Below are 18,966 nucleotides of genomic sequence, written 5' to 3' on the forward strand. Positions count from 1 at the left end.
GCCCGCCCCTCAGGTGAGGGGCTTTCCAGGAATTTGACAGTAGGTTGGCGGTCTTGGTCAGCGGTGATGCGCGCCTCCTCCCGGGGCGTTGTGGGCCCCTGCCAGAATTCGATACTGCAAGACATTAATAGCTGATCAGCGGATCGTCCAGCCGCAGGCCGGGGTGTCTTAAGGGCCGGTCCTTCTGGCCGGGAGCATGCTTCGCCAATCGAACAGCGTATGGTGCGGGACTCCTCGAGGCCCGACCCTGTATTACCGGGCGGCCATCTGAGGGCTCGCGCGCTTGGGGTCGGATTTCGGCAGTGCACCAACCGTGTTGGTTGGCGCGATCGCCAGAACCGCGAGAGCCACGGCAATGATGCCAAGCCCTACCCAGCCAACTGTGCTGAGGCGTTCACCGACGATGGCCACGGCCAGGACCGCGGCAATGGCCGGCTCACTCAGGGTGATCGTGGTTGCGGTGCTGGCCGTGACGCGCTCCAGACCATATCCGAAGAGCAAGTAGCCCAGAAACATCGGGATTAGAGCCATGTAGGTTGCGACGGCGAACGCCTGCGAGCTCGCGATCAGCGGCGCGCCGGTCAGAAGCAGGACCGGCACAAGCAGAATGCCGCCGGCCCCGAACACTGCCCCCATCGAGGCGGCGCGACTAGTGCCGCGGCTCATGAGGCGTTGGGCGCACCACGAATATGTTGCGTACGTGGCGCCAGCGACCAGACCGAGCCCGATGCCGGCAAGCGTCGAACCGACATCGCCGGGGTCGTGGGCCATCTTGGAAAGACACAGCAAGGTGCTGCCAGTTACGCCAAGCCCGGCGGCCAGCATCCACCACCGGCTGAGCGGGGTGCGTTGGACGAACCATTCCAGCACACCGGAAGCCAGCGGTGCCGAGGCCAGGGACACGACGGTGCCGAGCGCCACCCCGGCCAGGTGCATCGAGCTGTAGAACGCCAATGGGTAGATCGCCACCGCCACCGCGCCCAGAGCGGTCAAGGGCAGGTTGGCGCGTAGTTGCCTGCGGCTGGCGCGTAGCGCAGGGATCGCGATGAGAGCCTGTAAGACGCCGCCGATCCCCAGGGCGGCGGCTCCGATGGCCAGCGGGCCGGCACCGGGCGCGAATGTTGCGGCGGTACCCGTGGTGCCCCACAGCATTGAGGTGATGGTGATCGCCGCGATGGCGATCAACCTCTCGCGCCTCACGGCGTATCCACCAGCGAGGCGGCGATCGCGCGGGCATGGACCAAGCGCTCCACAGAGCCCTCCAGGCCGGCGCGGGCTACTGCACCTTCGAGCACGAACGCCAACTGCTCGGCGAGTTCTGCGGCCCGATCGGCGTCGACGATCCCGGCCAGACCAGCGGCAAGGATCGCCTCGACCTGTTCCTTGTGCTCGCGGACCGCCACCCGCCCGGGCGCGCCCGCAGGCAGCTCGGCGGCTGCGTTGAGCAGCCCGCACCCGCGAAACCCGTGGACGTAGGCGGCGCCGGCATGGTCGATATACGCATCGAACACCGCCAACACCCGATCGCGCGAAGTCTGTGCATTGACGACGCGCAGCTCGTACAGCCCCAGCCACTCCTGGTGGCGTTCCCGGATATAAGCGAGCACCAGATCGTCCTTGGACGCGAAGTTGTTGTACAGGCTCTTCCGCGCCACACCCGCCCTCTCGGTGATCGCATCAATCCCGGTAGCGGCCATCCCATGCGCATAGAACAACTCAGCGGCGGCCGTCATCAACCGATCACGCGCCGGCCGCTCCCGGCCCACACCATCACCCACAGCATCACGCCCTTAAGTAGGTAGCCCAGTCTACCTACTTAAGACGAAGAACACCATCCTGATCCGCCACGAAAGGGGAATGCCCGTTCTCGACAGATCGAAACTGGTGTGCGCCGCGCCGCCGGCGCACCCCGAACAATTCACCAGGACTCATTTGCGCGCTTCGCAAACGACCGGTCACAAGACAGTGTCGCGCCGGCATCCTGACTCGCCGCGCCGTTTCTCATGAGTCGTGTCAGCGAACTGTGTATAGGAATCGGCGTTTGCGCGGCTGGCCAAGTGTGACTTTTCGGTGGGAATGGCGGTTTTTTCACAGCCCGGTTTGGCGGTTTGGCTGAGGCCGAACGGTGTGCGGGAAACGACCCTTATCGGGCAGGCCGTGGAACGGGCAAACGGACTAAGCGGAGCGAAGGGAACTCTAAGCGGGCAGGAGGGCGGTCCGGGCGCTATCGATATACTCGCTGGATGCGGATCCGCCCAATAGATCTCGTCGACGTGCTGGTCTATCTCGTGGTGCTGGGAGCGTTCATCCAGCTGTTTCCCGACGTCATATCCGAAACATTCCTGTTGGCGCTCTTGACGGCGATCCTACTGAAGGTCGTCCTTGAAGTCGTGCTGTGGGCGAAGAAGAAAATCGTTGCGCGGATCCGGTCGGCTGATACTCGGCGGGTTCGTATCGTCAGCGCGATCACCCTGTTGCTGGTGCTGCCGGGGAGCAAGTTCATGGTGCTCGGACTGGTTGACCTGGTATTCGGCGACGCTGTCCGTCTCGGCGGCTTCTTTCAAGTGACTGCACTGATCATCGTTCTGATGCTCGCGCGAGGCGGCGTGCGGTGGGTGTTCAGGCGGCCGTTGGGCAATCCGTAAGGACGTCCTGTCCTCGACTTCTGCAACTGCACCGCCTGACCGCCCGCTGCACGATCGGCTAACGGGGCGGCCGGGGTGACATTTAGCGCTGTGAAAACGCCGCCACTTACCGCTGCGGTTCACAGTCGTTTTTCGGAGGCTTGCCATGGGCGGGTCAGAAACGGTCGTTATTGACTTGGGGGGGAAGAGCGAAGCCGGGTGCAGTTCTCACCCGGCTTCCCTCTTTCTGGTCTTGATCCCGCGTTCTAGCCCTCGGCTACCGCGGGGCCCCGCAATGCGTGGGGTAGCCCGCGCAGCATGGTTACTGGGTGCCGCCCCAAGGTTCGTCCTCGAGGTCCTTAGGTGCCGTGAGATCCATCTCGAGCAGCGGCACCACTTTGGACTTGGTGATGAAGCGGTGAGCCAGCCACAGGATGATGAAGACTGGCAACCCGATGTAGGAGGAAAGCACCTCCATGCCCCGCCCGGCAAGCACAGCCTCGTAGTTCTGTCCCGCGATTACCAGTATCAGCAGGGCGAAGGCCAGCAGTGGGCCAATGGGGAACAGGGACGCCTTGTACGGCAGGTCACTGACTTTGTTCCCCTGGGCCAGGAAGCCGCGCCTGAAGCGATAGTGGGAGACCGCGATTCCCGCCCAGACGATGAAGCCGCATAGGCCTGACATGTTCAGCAGCCAGGAGTAAGCTGCGCCCTGACCGACGATCGCGGAGAGGAACCCGAAGAGTCCCACGGCCGCGGTGGCCAGCAACGCCGGAATCGGCACGCCACGCGCATTGGTTCGGCCGAAGATCTTCGGTGCCATGCCGTCATGGGCCATGGCGTAAAGCATCCGGGTGGAGGCATATAGTCCCGAGTTGCCCGCAGACAGGATTGCGGTCAAGATCACGGCGTTCATCAAGGCCGCTGCGAAGGCAATTCCGGCGCGCGAGAAGACGAGGGTAAACGGCGATGTTGCAATATCGGACTCGCCGGAAGCCAGCAGGCTCGGATCGGTGAACGGGATCAGGCAGCCGATGATGAAGATGGCACCAATGTAGAAGAGCATGATGCGCCAGAAGACAGTGCGGATAGCCTTCGGCACTTCGCGGCTCGGGTTCTTGGCTTCGCCTGCGGCGACTCCCACGAGTTCGGTGCCCTGGAACGAGAACCCGGCAACCATGAAGACCGAGATGATCGAGACCCATCCCCCGTGGAACACGTCATCGCGGTTTTCCCAGTTGCTCAGTCCCGGAGAGTTATCCCCGAGGATGCCGAAAATCATCAGCACGCCTGCGATCAGGAAGAGCACCACTGCACTGACCTTGATCAGGGAGAGCCAAAACTCCGACTCTCCGAAGGACTTCGCCGAGAGGGCATTGAGCCCGGTCAGCACCAGCAGGAATAACCCAGCCCACATCCATCCTGGGACCCCCGGGAACCAGAAGTCCATGATGATTCCGGCCGCGACCAGCTCGGCGGCCACGGTGATGGCCCAGTTGAACCAATAGTTCCAGCCGATCGCGAACCCAAAGGACGGGGACACGAAACGGGTGGCAAAGGACTGGAAGGATCCGGCGACCGGAATTTTGGCCGCCATCTCGCCCAGTGACTGCATCAACAGGAATACCATCAGCCCGACCAGCGCGTAGGCGACCAGCGCACCGCCGGGACCCGCCTGGGAAATGGTGGCGCCCGAGGCCACRAACAGCCCGGTACCGATCGCACCGCCGATAGCGATCATCTGCAGATGGCGGCTGCTTAGCCCGCGTTTGAGTTCGTTGCCGGTTTCGCCCGAGGCGCGGACTGCCGCTGTCTCGGGGGATGAACCGCGTTGTGCCACTGCATCGGGTGTGATTTCTACGGATGTTTCACTGACTGGCGTCATGCAACACCACCAAGGTGCATCGCTGCGATCCGGCTTGAGTTCTTGGTGCCGGTGACGGCTCGACCGGTGCAGGCGTCTACGACTGCCGTGGCGAGCTGGTAGGAAAAAATGGTCCCGACAGGTCTCGCCTCGGCGGTGCTGTCTCCCGAGCTGAGGAAGAGTCCCGCACCGAAACACAGATCGGTTTCAGGGATGCGGGGAGCGATAGCCCGATCGTTTTTTTGCGTGTGGGAGCTAAGTCCCATGGTGCCTCCGAAAAGGTAGCTGCGGTGGATTTAAGCCTTCCGGAGCCCCCGGGCCGGGAAGGATGGTGATCAAGCTAACACACGTGAAGGAAGCGACCTTTGGCGTGGCGAATGTTGCACGTCCGACGGGTCAAGTACTTACGCATAGGCATGGGTTACCCGATTTGAGCGTAAGAGTTGCTGATTTGATTTCGCCGGGCGAGTAAGCAGCTCTGACGATCTGCTATGGCAGGCGGCCGGCGTTAGGCGAACGATGCCAGGGGTAAAGATGCACAAGAGATGTCGGAGCATCTCGTCAAGCGGGGCGTGCACCTCGATGAACTTACCGGTTCGACCAGCAAGCGCCTCACAAACTCGCCCCAGAGGATGCCCTTTCTGCTTTGCAACGACCTGCCGCGTCGATAGGCGGCGAGTAAGGCCATCACACCCAACTTGTCGAGTTGGATATCCAGGGGCGGCCGCACGGGCCCCGCTGATCAGCAAACACTCTGGCCGTGCCGGGCGCAGAAGGAGCCGTCATCACGTAAACCAGGAAGATCGCCAGGAACCCGGGGCTGCCGCACTTCGTCCGCGAGCCGCCCGAACAACGCCGGAGCCCCCGACAGATGAGCAACCGGTCAACGCCGTTGTCCCACTGGGAGTATCAGCGGGAATTTGAACCAGAGACAGACGCAGCAGCGCCGGTGCGGTCCTACTGCCAAGGCATCCACTGATCGACACGAGTGGCAGGAGCTGAACCTCGGATCATCCCGATAGTGCGGCTTCTTCAATCGTGATGCGCCGTTTATGGGATGTCCTAAAGACACCCGACCTTAAGGTCAGGCGCAGGCATAGCAGTGAAGAGACGGCATCGAGCAAAAGAATTTCTTATGCATGATGGAATAACCCTTCACGTATGCTTACGCAGTGCTAGCTTCTTCAGGGATCCCCTCAACGGAAGGAACGAGCATGTCCGTAATCGCAAACCCGGAAGTGACAACCACCCGGGCAGAAGACCTCAAGTCGCTCCCGGCATGGCAGGCTCTGAAGGCAGCCGTCATCGGACTGCAGCAGGTTCAAGTGCAGGACGGTTCCGTTCCGGAACCCGCTGACCATGACCAGGCCCGCCAGAATGTCGGCATCATTACTGACTCAATCAACGACCTGCGCCCCCACCTCCCCCACGACACGGACTACCTTGAACTGCTCGTGCAGGACTTCCAGCGGTGGGCGTCCGAGGGCTTCGTCGTACCGGATTTCCTCGACTCATTGGTGGCCTTCCACCCCGAGCAGTGGCGCATCGATGGGTTGGCGCACTTGGTTGTGTTCCCTATGTACACGCAGAACGGCAGCACCAACCGCTACTTCGAGGCCGTCCTCATCGAGGTCATTTGGCCTTCTTTCGTCGCTGAACTGGAGGCAGCAAACTACTCCAACAAGCTGTTCGTCCCCATCAGCTTCGTCGATTTCACGCCCGGCTATGACACGAACTCCGCGGTTCTCTTCCCCGAGAGCGTAGCGGTCCGGAGCACCCCCTCCTTCACTTGGGGAGGCATTTTCGCGGACCGCGAAGCTGCCCGGTTCCGTCGCGTCCTAAAAGCTGCTGCCGACATCACTTCCCTGGACCTGCCGGCTGACGCCGCGGAATTCATCGAAGACCAGCACCTCACGGAGAAGACCTTCGTGATGTGGGATCTGATCCATGATCGGACCCACATGCGCGGTGACCTGCCCTTTGACCCGTTCATGATCAAGCAGCGGATGCCGTATTTCCTGTACTCCCTGGAGGAGCTCCGCTGCGACCTGACCGCCTTCCGCGAATCAGTCCTCATCGAGCGGGACGAAACGGCTTCCGAGGACGCCCGCAAGCACGCCAAGCTGGTCCAGTACGCCGTGATCTTCGACCGCATTTTCCGCTTCGCGATTACCGGGAACCGGGTCCGTAACTACGACGCCGTGGGCGGCCAATTGCTGTTCGCCTGGATGCACCAGCACCGGGTCCTGCACTGGACCGATGGAAAGTTGAGCATCGACTGGAAGGACGTCGCCGGCGTGGTTGTCGAGCTGGGTCTCCGCATCGAGGAACTCTACTGGCGTTCAATCGACCGGCCGAAGACCGCACACTGGCTGGCTGCCTACGAGCTCGTCTCGGAAACCCTCACCCCCCACCCGGCCTCCGTGTGGGCCAAGGGACCGGAGGCCCTTCCGCTCGACGGCCCTCCCCGGGGTCTGACGGACCAGATCCTTGATGACGAATTCCCCCTGTCGATGTTCTACGAGGCACTGGAGAAGAAGATGTCCTCGGTCATTGAATCAACTGCCGGGATCACCGGTAAGAGGCCTGTGAAGACTGAGGGCGAGGCGGGCGCATGAGCCAGGACCTCTCGGGGCGTACGGTCGTCGTCGCCGGTTCGACAAGCGCTGCCGGCGTCGCGGTAGTCCGCACCCTCTCGCAAGCAGGGGCACGCGTGGCCGCCGTGGACATTCTTGAGGACCGAGTGCAGGAGCTCTCGGTAGCGTACGACAACGTCACGGGCTATGTCTGCAACCTCGCGGACCTGCAAGCCGTTGAGGACTTGGCGACGTCTGTCCGGAACGATCTGGGCCCCGTGGACGGCCTTATCCATCTTGTAGGAGGGTGGCGAGGCGGTACCGGCATTAAAGGCCAGACGGATGAAGACTGGGACTTCCTGCACACCAGCGTCCTCACCACCCTGAGGAACACCAGCCGCGCGTTTTACCATGACTTGGCTACCTCCCCTGTGGGTCGCCTGGCCATCGTTTCCGCACAGTCCGCTTCCTCGCCGACAGCGGACGGCGCCGCCTATGCCGCCGTCAAGTCCGCCGCCGAGGCATGGACCCTGGCCGTGGCCGACGGATTCCGGCACCTGCAGGGAGGACCCGAAAGCCCCCTCTCCGCTCAGCACTCCGCCGCCCTGGTCTTCGTCGTCAAGGCTCTGGTCGATGACCGGATGCGCGCAGCCCAGCCGGAACGGAAATTTCCGGGCTTCACCGATGTCAGTGTCCTTGCCGACGCTGTACAGCGGATCTTCGACCTGGAGGCAGAACAGATCAACGGGCAGCGCTTGCCCCTCACGGCCGGCCACCTCGTGGGCGCACCGGCATAAGCGTCAGCGTTGATACCAGAGCAGGCGTCCCGCAGGTACTGGCGGGGCGCCTGCACGACCCGTCGCCACCATGCGCGCCTTCGTGCCCGGGATGGTCGAACGCCGGTGGGGACGCGTCGTGAATTTCGCGAGCATGGCCGGAAAAGACGGAAGCCCCAACCTGTCCATCTACTCCGCATCAAAAGCCGCCGTCATTGCCCTCACGAAATCGTCCGGCAAAGAACTCGCGACCACCGGCGTCCTAGTCAACGCCATCGCACCCGCCGTGATCGCGACGCCAATGAACGACAACACATCATCAGAAGTGCTCGCCCACATCACCAGCCTCATCCCCATGAAACGAGTGGGCAAAGCGGAGGAAGTCGCCGAACTGGTCGCCTGGCTCTCATCGGAAAAGGTCAGCTTCTCGACGGGAGCGGTCTACGACATCAGCGGCGGACGGGCCACATATTGATGGTGTAGAGCCCTGTTTAGCGCGGGCCTTGCCTGAGCTGGTCTTTTGCTAGCCCAGACGACAATTTCCTTATTTGTTCTGCCCGCTCAAGCACGGCAAAGGTCTGCCCAGTTCGGTAGTGCCCCCTGTTCCGCTGCGGGAGTTTGCCCTGGTGTAGGCATCACCGGTCCAGCGCAGGGTTTCCTGATAAGGCTGCGTAGGGCTGGCGCACCATAGGTCCCAGTCACGACTCGGCGAGGCACTCCCTAGCAGGGTGTGCCTCGCCCCTGGCAATAGCGGTACGTACGCCCGCCGGCCCGCCAACCGCCTTGCTAGCGACGCCGATGCGCGAGCATCAGTGGAGATTGCATGCGCTCTCAAGATCCATCGCGGGAACGTGGCCCCGGCGATGGACACCCGAAACTCCCTATCTCACGTCTTCGGGAACATTCAAATGAACGCGCGCATCTAACGGTCCTACTTGACAATGTTACTGAGTGCACTCAATATTGAGTAGTCTCATTTTGGGCTACCGCACGTCATAGAGGAGCAGCACGCCATGAGGGCATTCGTCGTCACCAAGTACAAGGAGCCGCTGCGAGCAGCAGACGTCCCTGAGCCGACCGTCGGCGACCGCGATGTGCTGGTCCAGGTCCAGGCAGCTGGCCTCAACCAATTGGACGAAAAGATCCGCCTGGGTGAGTTCAAGCAGATCCTCCCGTACAAGCTCCAGCTGATCCTCGGCAACGATGTCGCCGGCACAGTCATCCGTGTCGGGGCGAAGGTGCGCGGATTCAAGCCCGGTGACGAGGTCTATGCCCGCCCCGACAAAGACCGCATCGGCACGTTCGCCGAGCGCATCGCCATCACCGAGGCCGACCTGGCACTGAAACCCGCATCGATCAGCATGGAGGAGGCCGGCTCACTACCGCTCGTTGCACTTACGGCGTGGCAGGCCCTCGTTGAGCAAGGCCACGTGCGGCCGGGGCAGAAAGTTTTCATTCACGCCGGGGCCGGCGGGGTCGGTTCAATCGCGATCCAACTCGCCAAGCACCTCGGCGCGACCGTCGCAACCACCGCCAGTGCCTCCAACGCCGACTTCGTGCGCGACCTCGGCGCGGACACTGTGATCGACTACCGTACGCAGGACTTCGAACAGCTCCTCGCCGGGTACGATCTGGTGCTCGACAGCCTCGGCGGGGAGAACCTCGTGAAGTCACTGCGCATCCTCAAGCCCGGCGGGAAGGCGATCGGAATCGCCGGTCCGCCGGACCCGGCGTTCGCGCGCAAAGCCGGTCTCAACCCTGTGCTGCGCCTTGCCATCGCGGGGCTTAGCAGCAGGATCCGGCGGCAGGCGAAGAAGCTCGGCGTCAGCTACGAGTTCCTCTTCATGCGTGCCAGCGGCGATCAGTTGCGCCAGATCACCGCCCTGGTTGAGGACGGCGTGCTGCGCCCGGTCGTTGGGGAGGTCTTCGACTTCGCCCAGACCCCACAGGCGCTCGAGTCGCTGGCCAAGGGCGGCCTCCGCGGCAAAGCCGTCGTCACCCTTCCCTCCTGAGCCGCCGGCAGCCATTCACCTCACAGACCACTCAGGAGGACTACCAGCATGAGCAGCACCGACACCCCGAACGGCTCCGTCGTCACCTCGTACGCGAAGGCCGCCACACGCTCCATCACCGCCGGTGGCGTCACCTACGCTTACCGGGAGCTGGGGCCCAAGGCCGGCATTCCCGTCGTGTTCTTCGTGCACCTTGCCGCGACCCTGGACAACTGGGACCCCCGCATCATCGAGCCAATCGCGAAGAACCGCCACGTCATCACCTTCGACCAGCGCGGTGTCGGCGCCTCCACCGGGCAGGTTCCCGACAGCATCGAGGCGATGGCCGACGACGCCTACACCTTCATCAAGTCCCTCGGATTCGACACGATCGACGTCTTCTCCTTCTCAATGGGCGGCATGATCGCCCAGGACCTGCTCCTCAAACATCCCGACCTCGTCCGCAAGCTCGTGCTGGCCGGTACCGGGCCGCGGTGCGGCAAGGGCATCGACAAGGTCGTCGGCACCACCTACTGGGACGTCCTCCGCGCGACCCTGACGCGCTCGGACCCGAAGGAGTTCCTGTTCTTTAACCGCAACGCCACCGGCAAGCCGGCCGCGAAGGCGTTCATCAAGCGCTTGCAGGAGCGCACTGTCGGCCGCGACAAGCCGATCAGCACCAAAGCCTTCCAGACTCAGCTGAAGGCAATCCGGAAGTTCGGCCGCTCCGCGCCGTCGGACCTGTCGAAGCTCACTCACCCCACCCTCATCGCCAATGGCGACAACGACCGCATGGTGCCGTCGATCCTGTCCGCGGACCTGCACCGGCGCATCAAGGGATCCGAGCTGATCATCTACCCCGACTCGGGCCACGGCGGCATCTTCCAGTTCCACGACCGGTTCTCCCCCGTCGCCGTAGAATTCCTCGCCCACTGACCAGCACGTACCTGACAAGATCCCGCCAACAGAGCAGAGAGGAACCGTGGCTCTGCCCGCCCGTGAATACGGGCGGGCAGAGCCATTGGCGTGGGCCTCGTCGCGCTGGCCAGTTCGAACAGGGCCCGCACAAACGCGTCAGCAGGGTGATCAAACGTATCGCCACCCCTGACGCGGCCCCTGGCTCGTGACTACCCCGGCGTGTCAGGCCACCCCCGGATCCTCCGTTGTTCAGACACTCCCCACGGCAGGGGTGGTGCCACCGCGCTGACTTTTGGTGAACGCGGTGGCACCGGTTATTCGCTTACGCGTTCGTCGCCGCCAACTGCGGGTAGACCGCTTCGAGGGGGGCGCTGAGTCCGGCCTTGAGCTGGACTGACGTGTCGTCGGCGAGGACTTCGAACTCCCCCGCCTCGGTGGCGTCGAACACAGTGCGCACCAGCACGGCCGGGTCGAGCTTCGGGTCGGTGGCGTGCGCGGCCATCGCGGTGTCGACGTATGCGACGTGGACGCCGACGACGTGCACGCCGGCGGGAGCGAGTTCGAGGCGGAGGGAGTTGGTCGCGGACCAGAGGGCGGCTTTGGTGGCGCTGTAGATGCCGGCGACGGCGTACCAGCTCAGGGCCGAGTGGATGTCGATGATCATCGTTTCGTCCTTCGCCGACAGGACCGGAGCGAACGCGCGGGCGACGAAGAGAGGCCCGAGGAAGTTCGTCTCGACGTTCCGGAGGATCTCCTCGTCCGTGTGGGTGAGGATCCCGGGGCTGGAGACCGACGCGCCTGCGTTGTTGATCAGCACGGTCACATCCTGTGCCGCCTCGACCGTTGCCTGGATGGAGGTCGAGTCGGTGATGTCCAAGGCGAGCGGAACGATGCGCTCGTCGTTCCAGGTGCGGGGGGTGCGGGCGGTGGCATAAACCTTTGCAGCTCCCCGGGCGAGGGCTTCGTGCACGAACTGGGTGCCGATTCCGCCGTTGGCTCCGGTGATGAGGACGACTGCTCCGTTGAGTGAGGGCATGGCTGTTTCTTCTTTCTGAGGGGTGTGGGTTGGGTGAGGTCGGTGGGGTCGAAGTGTGGCCGCCGCCGGGTGCGGTTCAGGAGGGCAGGGCGTGCGACCTGCGGCAGACGATTAGGCGTGTGCCAGGGCGGGGTAGTCGGTGTACCCGGCCGCGCCGCCGCCGTACAGGGTTGCCGGGTCCAACTCGTTCAGCGGCGCGCCGGCGCGCAGGCGCTGAACAATGTCGGGGTTTGCCAGGGCGAATCGGCCCAGCGGCGCGATGTCCGCGAGCCCGGCGTCGATGTCGTCGGCGATCTGCTCGCGGTCGCGCCCGTACCGGACGACGAGGATGGCAGCAGGCCACGTGTCGCGGAAAGACCGAAGCAGATCGTCGTCACCGAGGTGGTGCACGTGCAGGTACGCAAGGTTCAGAGTGGCGAGTTCGCCGACCAGGTGGCGGTACTGTGTCCGGACGTCCGCGGGGTCCCCTTCGTTGATTCCGCCCAGCGGGAACGCCGGTGAGATGCGGATGCCGGTCCGGTCTGCCCCGATCTCCTCGGCCACCGCGCGGGCGACCGCGACGACGAACCGGGACCGATTCTCCACCGATCCGCCGTATTCGTCCGTGCGGTGGTTCGAGTTCGGCGAGAGGAACTGGTGGAGCAGGTACCCGTTCGCGCTGTGGATCTCCACCCCGTCCGCTCCCGCTGCAATAGCGGAGGCTGCGGCGTGGCGGAACCCGGCGATGGTGGCCTGGATGTCTTCGGCAGTCAGTTCACGCGGCACCGGCGTCTTCTGCGGCCCCGCTGGAGTGAACATGTCCTGATCGGCCGAGATCGCCGACGGGCCCACAGGCCGACGGTGGTGCGGGGTGTTATCCGGGTGCGACAYCCGGCCGACGTGCATCAGTTGGATGAACAGCGCTCCGCCGCCGGCATGCACCGCGTCGGCGATCTTTCGCCATCCCTCGATGTGTTCGGGAGTGTAGATGCCGGGCGTGTTCAGGTAGCCCTGGCCGTCCTCGGACGGCTGTGTGCCCTCGGTGATGATCAGCCCGAGCGAGGCGCGTTGGCCGTAGTACTCCGCGGCCAGTTCCCCGGGGGTGCCGTCAGGGTTTGCGCGGCTCCGGGTCAGCGGGGCCAGCGCGAGCCGGTGCGGCAGCTCCACATTGCCGAGGGTGAAGGGTTGCCAGAGGGAGGAAGTCATGTGTGCGGTCCTTTGCGTCGCGGGGTAATAGCGCCACCACTCTGCCGGGGCGGAACACTGGGGTTCGGCCCTTGCGTGGGAGAATTAACGAAGGAACATTCGAGCCCACACAGCAGTGACTACACTCATAACTGAGTGCAGTCAAAATCTATTCCGGAGGATCCATCACCATGTCTCTCGCCTCCCAGCCGGTCGGACGGCGCGAGCGGAACAAGCAGCAGAAGCTGGACCGCATCACGGCCGCGGCAAGCGAACTGCTGGCCGAACACGGCATCGAGGACGTCACGACCCAGCAGATCGCCGACAAGGCGGACATCGGCACCGGGACCCTGTTCCTTTACGCGAAGACCAAAGGCGAACTCCTCCTCCTCGTGCAGAACGCCCACTACGCCGAAGCGCTTCAACAAGGTCGGGCTGATGCCGAAACCACCCCGGATATCCTCGATGCGGTGCTGGCAATCGTACGGCCGATCGTGGAATGCAACCGCGTCCAGGTCGACAACGGACGCACGTACCTGCGGGAGATGGTCTTCGGTGATCCCGCGGAGCCCCGTCACGCTGAGGCCCTCTCCATCGTCGCGCAGACCGAGGAGGCCATCTCTGCCGTCCTGGGCAGGCACGAGCTGGTCAGCGCTGGTGATGCCGCTACGACGGCACACATCGTCACCGCCATCATGTTCCTCAGCATGGCAGCGACCGTGAACGCCGCATTGAGCATCGACGAGATTGTTCAGGACATCCGGACCCAGGTCGGTGTACTGCTGCCTCACTGACCTGGGCCCAGATTTGAGGCGGCCGCCGGCATTCGTGGATCGGCAGGCGCAAATCGTCAACGACCTTGTCGCCGGACCATTATCCGACCACTGCTATCCCCTATGCCGTTGCCCCCGGCCCGACGGTGACTAACATCGAGGCCCGGTTCGGTTCCGAACTCGGCGCGCAGCGCGTGCGGACCGCGATGGCGGTGATGCCGGAGGCTGCGGAAGCCGACGCGCTGGCCGCATCCATCACGTTCCTACTCAGCGACGACGGCGTGAACCTAAACGTGGTTCTGGTGGTTTGCTTGCTAGTGATGGGCCGCTCACAGAGTGCGCCAAGGCAGCGAGCGTGTGGGAAATTTCGTTGTTCGACAACGCCGGTTGGCGAGCGGATACTGAAGAACCATGAAGCCCACCCAAAGCGGGTTGCGCATCCAGCTTCTCGGCTCGTTCATCGTGTACGTCAACGGGAACGCAGTCGAGAACAGCCACTGGCGGCTGCAGAAGGCAAAGTCCGTGGTGGCGATGCTGGCGTTGGCGCGTGGTCAGCGTAACCGTCGCGAGCAGGTACTGGACCGCCTGTGGCCCGACATGGAGCCGGTGGCCGCCGCACGGAATCTGCATCAGACCCTGTACGTCGCTCGCCGTACGCTCGCTAGCGCTGGAGCCGGCAGCGACGGGCTGCTCGTCATCCGCGGTGAAGTGGTCGTGCTGGATGACACTGGCCCGGTCGATGTCGATGTCCTGCAGTTCGAGCGTTCGGCCGTGGCAGCGTTGGCTGCAGGTGTCGAGGCAAGCCTGCGCGATGCGGCCGACTTGTACAGGGGTGATCTTCTGCCGGAGCTGCCGGATGCGGACTGGCTGACGACACGCCGCGATGAGCTCCGGGAAATCCATCGCGAGGTACTGGTGAAACTGGCGTCCACGGTGGCGCAGCGCGCGCCGGAGGAAGCGTTGGTCATCCTCACCCATGCGCTCGAATCCGATCCCGTCCACGAGGGAGCCGTGCGCGCGCAGATGGTGGTGCTGGCTGGGATGGGCCGGCGGTCGGAAGCATTGGCACGATATGAGCGGCTGGTCGACGAACTCCTCGACGCGTTCGGGACCGATCCGGACGCCCGGACGATGGAACTGTTTCGCGAGTTGTTGACCGGCTCGCCGCCCGAGGAGCGCCTCCACCAGCCCGCCGGCGTGACCGGCAAAGACGATGCCATCGGTTATCTGCCATCCCCGTTGACAAGCTTCATCGGGCGCGAGCGTGAGCTCGTTGACGTCGAGCGGCTGATGGGCCATGCTCGCCTGCTCACCCTCACCGGAGCTGGCGGCAGCGGCAAGACCAGACTGGCATTGGAGGCCGCGAAGACAGTTCGTCCTGGGTACGTGGACGGAGTCTGGTTCGTCGACCTCGCGGCCGTTGGGGAGTCGCTGCTGGTGGCCGATGCCGTAGCCGAGGTCCTCGGGTTGGATTCCGGCGCGGCACCAAGCCGCGTGCAAGCGCTGGTCGACCAACTGCGGCGACGCTCGCTGCTCCTCGTGCTGGACAACTGCGAACACTTGCTCGCGGCCTGTGCGCAACTCGTCGTCGCGCTACTTGACGGATCCTCTGGGGTTAAAGTGCTGGCCACCAGCCGGGAGCCACTCCATGCCGACGGGGAGTACACCTACCGGGTGCCGTCATTGCCCCTGCCCTCGCCCCTGCGGACCGACGCTCTCGACCTGGCCGTGCTGGGCCGTCTGCCCTCTGTCCGGCTTTTCGTTGAGCGGGCAGCGCAGGTCCGGCCGGGTTTCGCGCTCGACGCCGACAACGCGCAGGGGGTGACAGAGTTGTGCCGACGGCTCGACGGGATGCCGCTGGCCCTGGAATTGGCCGCGGCCAGGACGGCCGCACTCGAACCCGCCGAGATCGTCCAGGGATTGGGCGATGCTTTGTCCATGCTCGGCGGGGGAACCAGCGGCGTCACGCGGCACCAGACGCTGCGTGGCACCTTGGAATGGAGCCACGAACTGCTCACCAAACCGGAGCAGGTTCTGCTGCGCCGGCTGTCTGTGTTCGCGGGTGGTTTCACCCTCGACGCAGTGGTGGCAGTCTGCGCTGACGCGCCCCTCCAGGAGATCGAACTGCTCGACCTGTTGGCCAAGCTGGTGGACAAGTCTTTGGTGGTCACCGAAAGGAGGGGCGCCGGGACCCGATACCGGCAATTGGAGACGGTCCGCCAGTTTGGCCAAGAGAATCTCGATCATGCAGGTGAGGCGGCTCAACTGGCGGCTGCGCATTGCGCCTACTTCCTTGCCGTCGCCGAATCCCACAATCCAGAGCGGGCCACCGGGGTGGTCATCGAACAGCCGAAGTTGCTCGACCGCGAGCACGACAACCTGCGCGCTGCGTTGCGCTGGTCGTGCGCCCACGAGCCCGAGACCGCGCTCCGGCTCGCGGCCAGCCTGTGGCGGTTCTGGTTCCTCCGCGGTCACGCGGTCGAGGGAGCACGTTGGGTGGAGCGTGCCTTGGCGGTGGCTCCCGACTCGACCCGGCCTCGCGCGGCTGCTCTGATCGGCCTAACCGGGCTGGACAGCCGGCAGGGCCGCGGCGACCGGCATCGGGCGCTCGGCGCGGAGGCCCTGGCAATCATGCGGGAGATCGGGAACAACGACGAGGTGGTGATGGCCCGGCTCATTGAGACCTCGCTCGCCTGGAGCACTTTCGACTTGGACGAGGCCGAACAGCTGGCAGCCGACGTGCACACCGAGGCAGTCGAGGGTGGCAGACCCGAACATTGCGCTGCCAGCAGTTGGCTGCTCGGCCAGTGCGCGTTGTCCCGGGAGGACGGACCACTCGCCGCCCGTCACCTAAACACCTGCCTGAGCGAACTCGCACAGTCTGAGACCAGCACCCCACCCTTCCTGCCGGTGATCACGCCCAGCCTGCAACTGGTCCCGATCGCCGGACGGTTGGTCCCCTGCGTCGAGGAGACCCTGCTGTTGGGCCGGCGGGTTGGCGTCATCCAAGCCAAAGGCTACGTGCTGTCCGCAATCGGCTACGCGGCCAGGATTTCGGGAGACACGCAGTCTGCGATATCCGTCATCACGGATGCGGCCGAACATTTCGCCGAGTTAGGAGATGACCTGGCTAGGGCGCAAACACTTCACCAACTTGGCTGCATTCTGCGCGACTGCGGCGACCACAGCGCGGCCGATGAGGCCCTGTCCTTGGCGCGGGAGCTTCGGCTCGGTCTGGGCGACCGACGCGGCGAGCTGCTGACCGAGATTAATATCGCCCTGCTCCGCGCCATGGGTGGTGATATCGACCGCGGCCTGACAGACGCTCGGCGTTGCCTTTCAGGGTTCGAGTCCGCGGGAGATCAGGTGGGGATGGGCGCCACGCTGACCATTCTCGGTGCCGGCGAACTGATCTCCGGGGAGGTCCGGGCAGCGCGGGAAATGTACAGGCAGGCAGCGGAAAAGGTCGCCCCATGGCGGCGACACACTGGCTGGCAACGGTTGATGGTGGCAGAGCTATCCAACGAGCTCGGCGACCCACATCGGGCGGCCCGAGAAATTGACAGGGCTGGGGCAATTTTCGACCGAACGAGATGCCTCATCGCCGGTCAGCGGCTGGCCGCACTGCGTAGGCGGGACTCGGATGAAGATGTTGAGACGGCGTTGAGTGCTCGTTGAGGACGGTTCACTAGCGTGATTCCTGGATCTGACAAATGGATCTGACAAACAAACAGCAATCAGGAGGAACGCATCGTGACAACGACGCAGACTAGGCCGACCCGCATCGGCGAGGCCACCATCGCCGAGTTCGCCGCCGGGCTGCGCGGCACGGTCGTCAGGCCAGGGGACGCGGACTACGACCACGAACGCAGCATCTGGAACGGGGCCCACGACCGCCGCCCGACGCTCATCGCACGCTGTGCGGGTGTGGCAGACGTGATGCGCACGGTCGATCTCGCGCGCAGCGAGGGGTTGCCGTTGTCGGTTCGCGGCGGTGGACATTCGATCCCCGGGTTTTCTACCGTCGACGACGGTATCGTGCTGGACCTTTCGCTGATGAAGGGGGTCCAGGTGGACCCTGCCCGCCGCCGCGTCGCGGCACAGGCAGGGTGTACCTGGAAGGACCTGGATGCAGAGACCCAGCAATTCGGGCTTGCGGTGACCGGTGGCCTGGTGTCCTCGACCGGCATCGCCGGCTTCACCACCGGCGGCGGCATCGGCTGGCTCGTGCGCAAGCACGGGCTGGCCAGCGACAACCTGGTCGGCGCCGACGTCGTCACCGCCGACGGGCAGTTTATTCACGCCAGTGCCGACGAGCACCCCGATTTGTTCTGGGGACTGCGCGGCGGCGGCGGCAATTTCGGTGTGGTGACGTCCTTCGACTATCAATTGCACGAAGTGGGGCCCATCGTCCTTTCCGGCCTGGTTTTCTACCCCGCAGAAGAGGCGGAGCAGGTGTTGCGCGGCTATCGGGCGGCCTGCGCGGCGGCCCCCGATGAGCTGACCACGCTGGTCAACATGACCACGGCGCCACCGGTCCCGTTCCTACCAGAATCAGTGCACGGCAAGCCGGTCATCGCTGTGGGAGGGTGCTGGTCCGGCGATCTCGATGCCGGCGAGGCCGCCACCGCGCCCTTCCGGTCATTGGGCACGGTCATCGCCGATGTGTTCGCGGCCAACCCGTACGCGGGGTGGCAGCAGGCGCTCGATCCGCTGTACCCGAGGGGCGTGCACAACTATTTCCGCTCGGCATTTCTGCGCGCCGCCGACGACGCGTCCGTGCGCGTGCTGCTGGACTCGTTTGCGGCATTGCCCAACGCCATGACGCAGATTCACCTGCACCACCTTGGCGGCGCCGTCGGCCGGGTTCCTGCCGAAGCAACGGCCTTCGCACTCCGCGACCAGGAATTCATCGTCAATGTTGTGGCGCGCACGCCGACGGCGGAAGGCTTCGCGGATGTCGTCGAATGGGCCCGGGGCGTGACGTCCGCGCTCGGTCCGGATGTGGCGGCCTACGTGAATTTCACAGGTGAAGCGAATACGACGCTCGTCCGGGCGTCGTACCCGGCGGATACATACCGGCGGCTCGTGGAACTGAAGAACGAATACGACCCCACCAATCTATTCCGGTTGAACCAGAACATCGCCCCCACGGTGTGACAGCACTGCCTGCGTGAGAAGTGGATGATCGACCGAGGATCCGGAAGCAACCTGACAGCCCGCGCCAGATGCACCTCGATTCCC

Annotated in this window: 14 protein-coding genes; 9 read left to right on the forward strand and 5 right to left on the reverse strand. The window is 64.3% G+C overall.

What is annotated here, in order from left to right; all coding sequences use genetic code 11:
• Positions 1-252 precede the first annotated feature (252 nt).
• Entirely contained in the window at positions 253-1,200 is a 948-nt protein-coding gene (locus tag AC1D2F_RS22420; RefSeq protein ID WP_476967744.1) for a DMT family transporter, read from the reverse strand.
• Positions 1,197-1,733: a TetR/AcrR family transcriptional regulator gene (locus AC1D2F_RS22425; RefSeq protein ID WP_229992268.1), complete on the reverse strand. Its 537-nt coding sequence runs from the start codon at positions 1,731-1,733 to the stop codon at positions 1,197-1,199. The genes AC1D2F_RS22420 and AC1D2F_RS22425 overlap by 4 nt, the downstream gene beginning before the upstream one ends.
• A 510-nt stretch (positions 1,734-2,243) precedes the next feature.
• On the opposite strand from AC1D2F_RS22425, the gene AC1D2F_RS22430 reads away from it, so the two are divergent.
• Positions 2,244-2,645, forward strand: coding sequence for a hypothetical protein (locus tag AC1D2F_RS22430; RefSeq protein WP_229992267.1), 402 nt, complete (start codon positions 2,244-2,246; stop codon positions 2,643-2,645).
• Between the two features lie 301 nt (positions 2,646-2,946).
• Here AC1D2F_RS22430 and AC1D2F_RS22435 read toward each other — a convergent pair whose 3' ends face one another.
• Positions 2,947-4,509, reverse strand: a complete 1,563-nt coding sequence (locus AC1D2F_RS22435; RefSeq protein WP_364742471.1) for an amino acid permease — start codon at positions 4,507-4,509, stop codon at positions 2,947-2,949.
• Between the two features lie 1,193 nt (positions 4,510-5,702).
• Here AC1D2F_RS22435 and AC1D2F_RS22440 point away from each other — a divergent pair.
• From AC1D2F_RS22440 to AC1D2F_RS22460, 5 genes are all read left to right on the forward strand, one after another.
• A complete protein-coding gene (locus tag AC1D2F_RS22440) occupies positions 5,703-7,106 on the forward strand; it encodes a DUF6421 family protein (protein ID WP_364742468.1) in 1,404 nt (467 codons plus the stop codon).
• Positions 7,103-7,861, forward strand: a complete 759-nt coding sequence (locus AC1D2F_RS22445) for an SDR family NAD(P)-dependent oxidoreductase (protein ID WP_364742465.1) — start codon at positions 7,103-7,105, stop codon at positions 7,859-7,861. Before AC1D2F_RS22440 ends, AC1D2F_RS22445 begins: the two co-directional genes overlap by 4 nt.
• Positions 7,862-7,931: 70 nt before the next feature.
• Positions 7,932-8,315, forward strand: a complete 384-nt coding sequence (locus AC1D2F_RS22450; protein ID WP_364742462.1) for an SDR family NAD(P)-dependent oxidoreductase — start codon at positions 7,932-7,934, stop codon at positions 8,313-8,315.
• 538 nt (positions 8,316-8,853) lie between these two features.
• Positions 8,854-9,852: an NADP-dependent oxidoreductase gene (locus tag AC1D2F_RS22455; protein ID WP_476967745.1), complete on the forward strand. Its 999-nt coding sequence runs from the start codon at positions 8,854-8,856 to the stop codon at positions 9,850-9,852.
• Positions 9,853-9,900: 48 nt separating this feature from the next.
• Complete coding sequence (locus AC1D2F_RS22460) at positions 9,901-10,767, forward strand: alpha/beta fold hydrolase (RefSeq protein WP_476967746.1); 867 nt, start codon at positions 9,901-9,903, stop codon at positions 10,765-10,767.
• Between the two features lie 304 nt (positions 10,768-11,071).
• On the opposite strand, the gene AC1D2F_RS22465 is transcribed toward AC1D2F_RS22460, so the two are convergent.
• Positions 11,072-11,785: an SDR family oxidoreductase gene (locus tag AC1D2F_RS22465; RefSeq protein ID WP_476967747.1), complete on the reverse strand. Its 714-nt coding sequence runs from the start codon at positions 11,783-11,785 to the stop codon at positions 11,072-11,074.
• 111 nt (positions 11,786-11,896) lie between these two features.
• On the reverse strand, positions 11,897-12,970 hold the full coding sequence (locus AC1D2F_RS22470) for an alkene reductase (RefSeq protein ID WP_476967748.1): 1,074 nt from the start codon (positions 12,968-12,970) through the stop codon (positions 11,897-11,899).
• Positions 12,971-13,140: 170 nt separating this feature from the next.
• On the opposite strand from AC1D2F_RS22470, the gene AC1D2F_RS22475 reads away from it, so the two are divergent.
• The 3 genes from AC1D2F_RS22475 to AC1D2F_RS22485 all read left to right on the forward strand — a co-directional run bounded on the left by AC1D2F_RS22475 (position 13,141) and on the right by AC1D2F_RS22485 (position 18,882).
• A complete protein-coding gene (locus AC1D2F_RS22475) occupies positions 13,141-13,743 on the forward strand; it encodes a TetR/AcrR family transcriptional regulator (RefSeq protein WP_476967749.1) in 603 nt (200 codons plus the stop codon).
• A 390-nt stretch (positions 13,744-14,133) separates the two neighbouring features.
• The gene (locus AC1D2F_RS22480) at positions 14,134-17,400 is read left to right on the forward strand and encodes an ATP-binding protein (RefSeq protein ID WP_476967750.1); all 3,267 of its coding nucleotides are present in this window, start codon (positions 14,134-14,136) and stop codon (positions 17,398-17,400) included.
• Positions 17,401-17,475: 75 nt separating this feature from the next.
• Complete coding sequence (locus AC1D2F_RS22485; protein WP_476967751.1) at positions 17,476-18,882, forward strand: FAD-binding oxidoreductase; 1,407 nt, start codon at positions 17,476-17,478, stop codon at positions 18,880-18,882.
• Positions 18,883-18,966 lie beyond the last annotated feature (84 nt).

This window comes from Arthrobacter sp. P1_B3 (assembly GCF_056406615.1).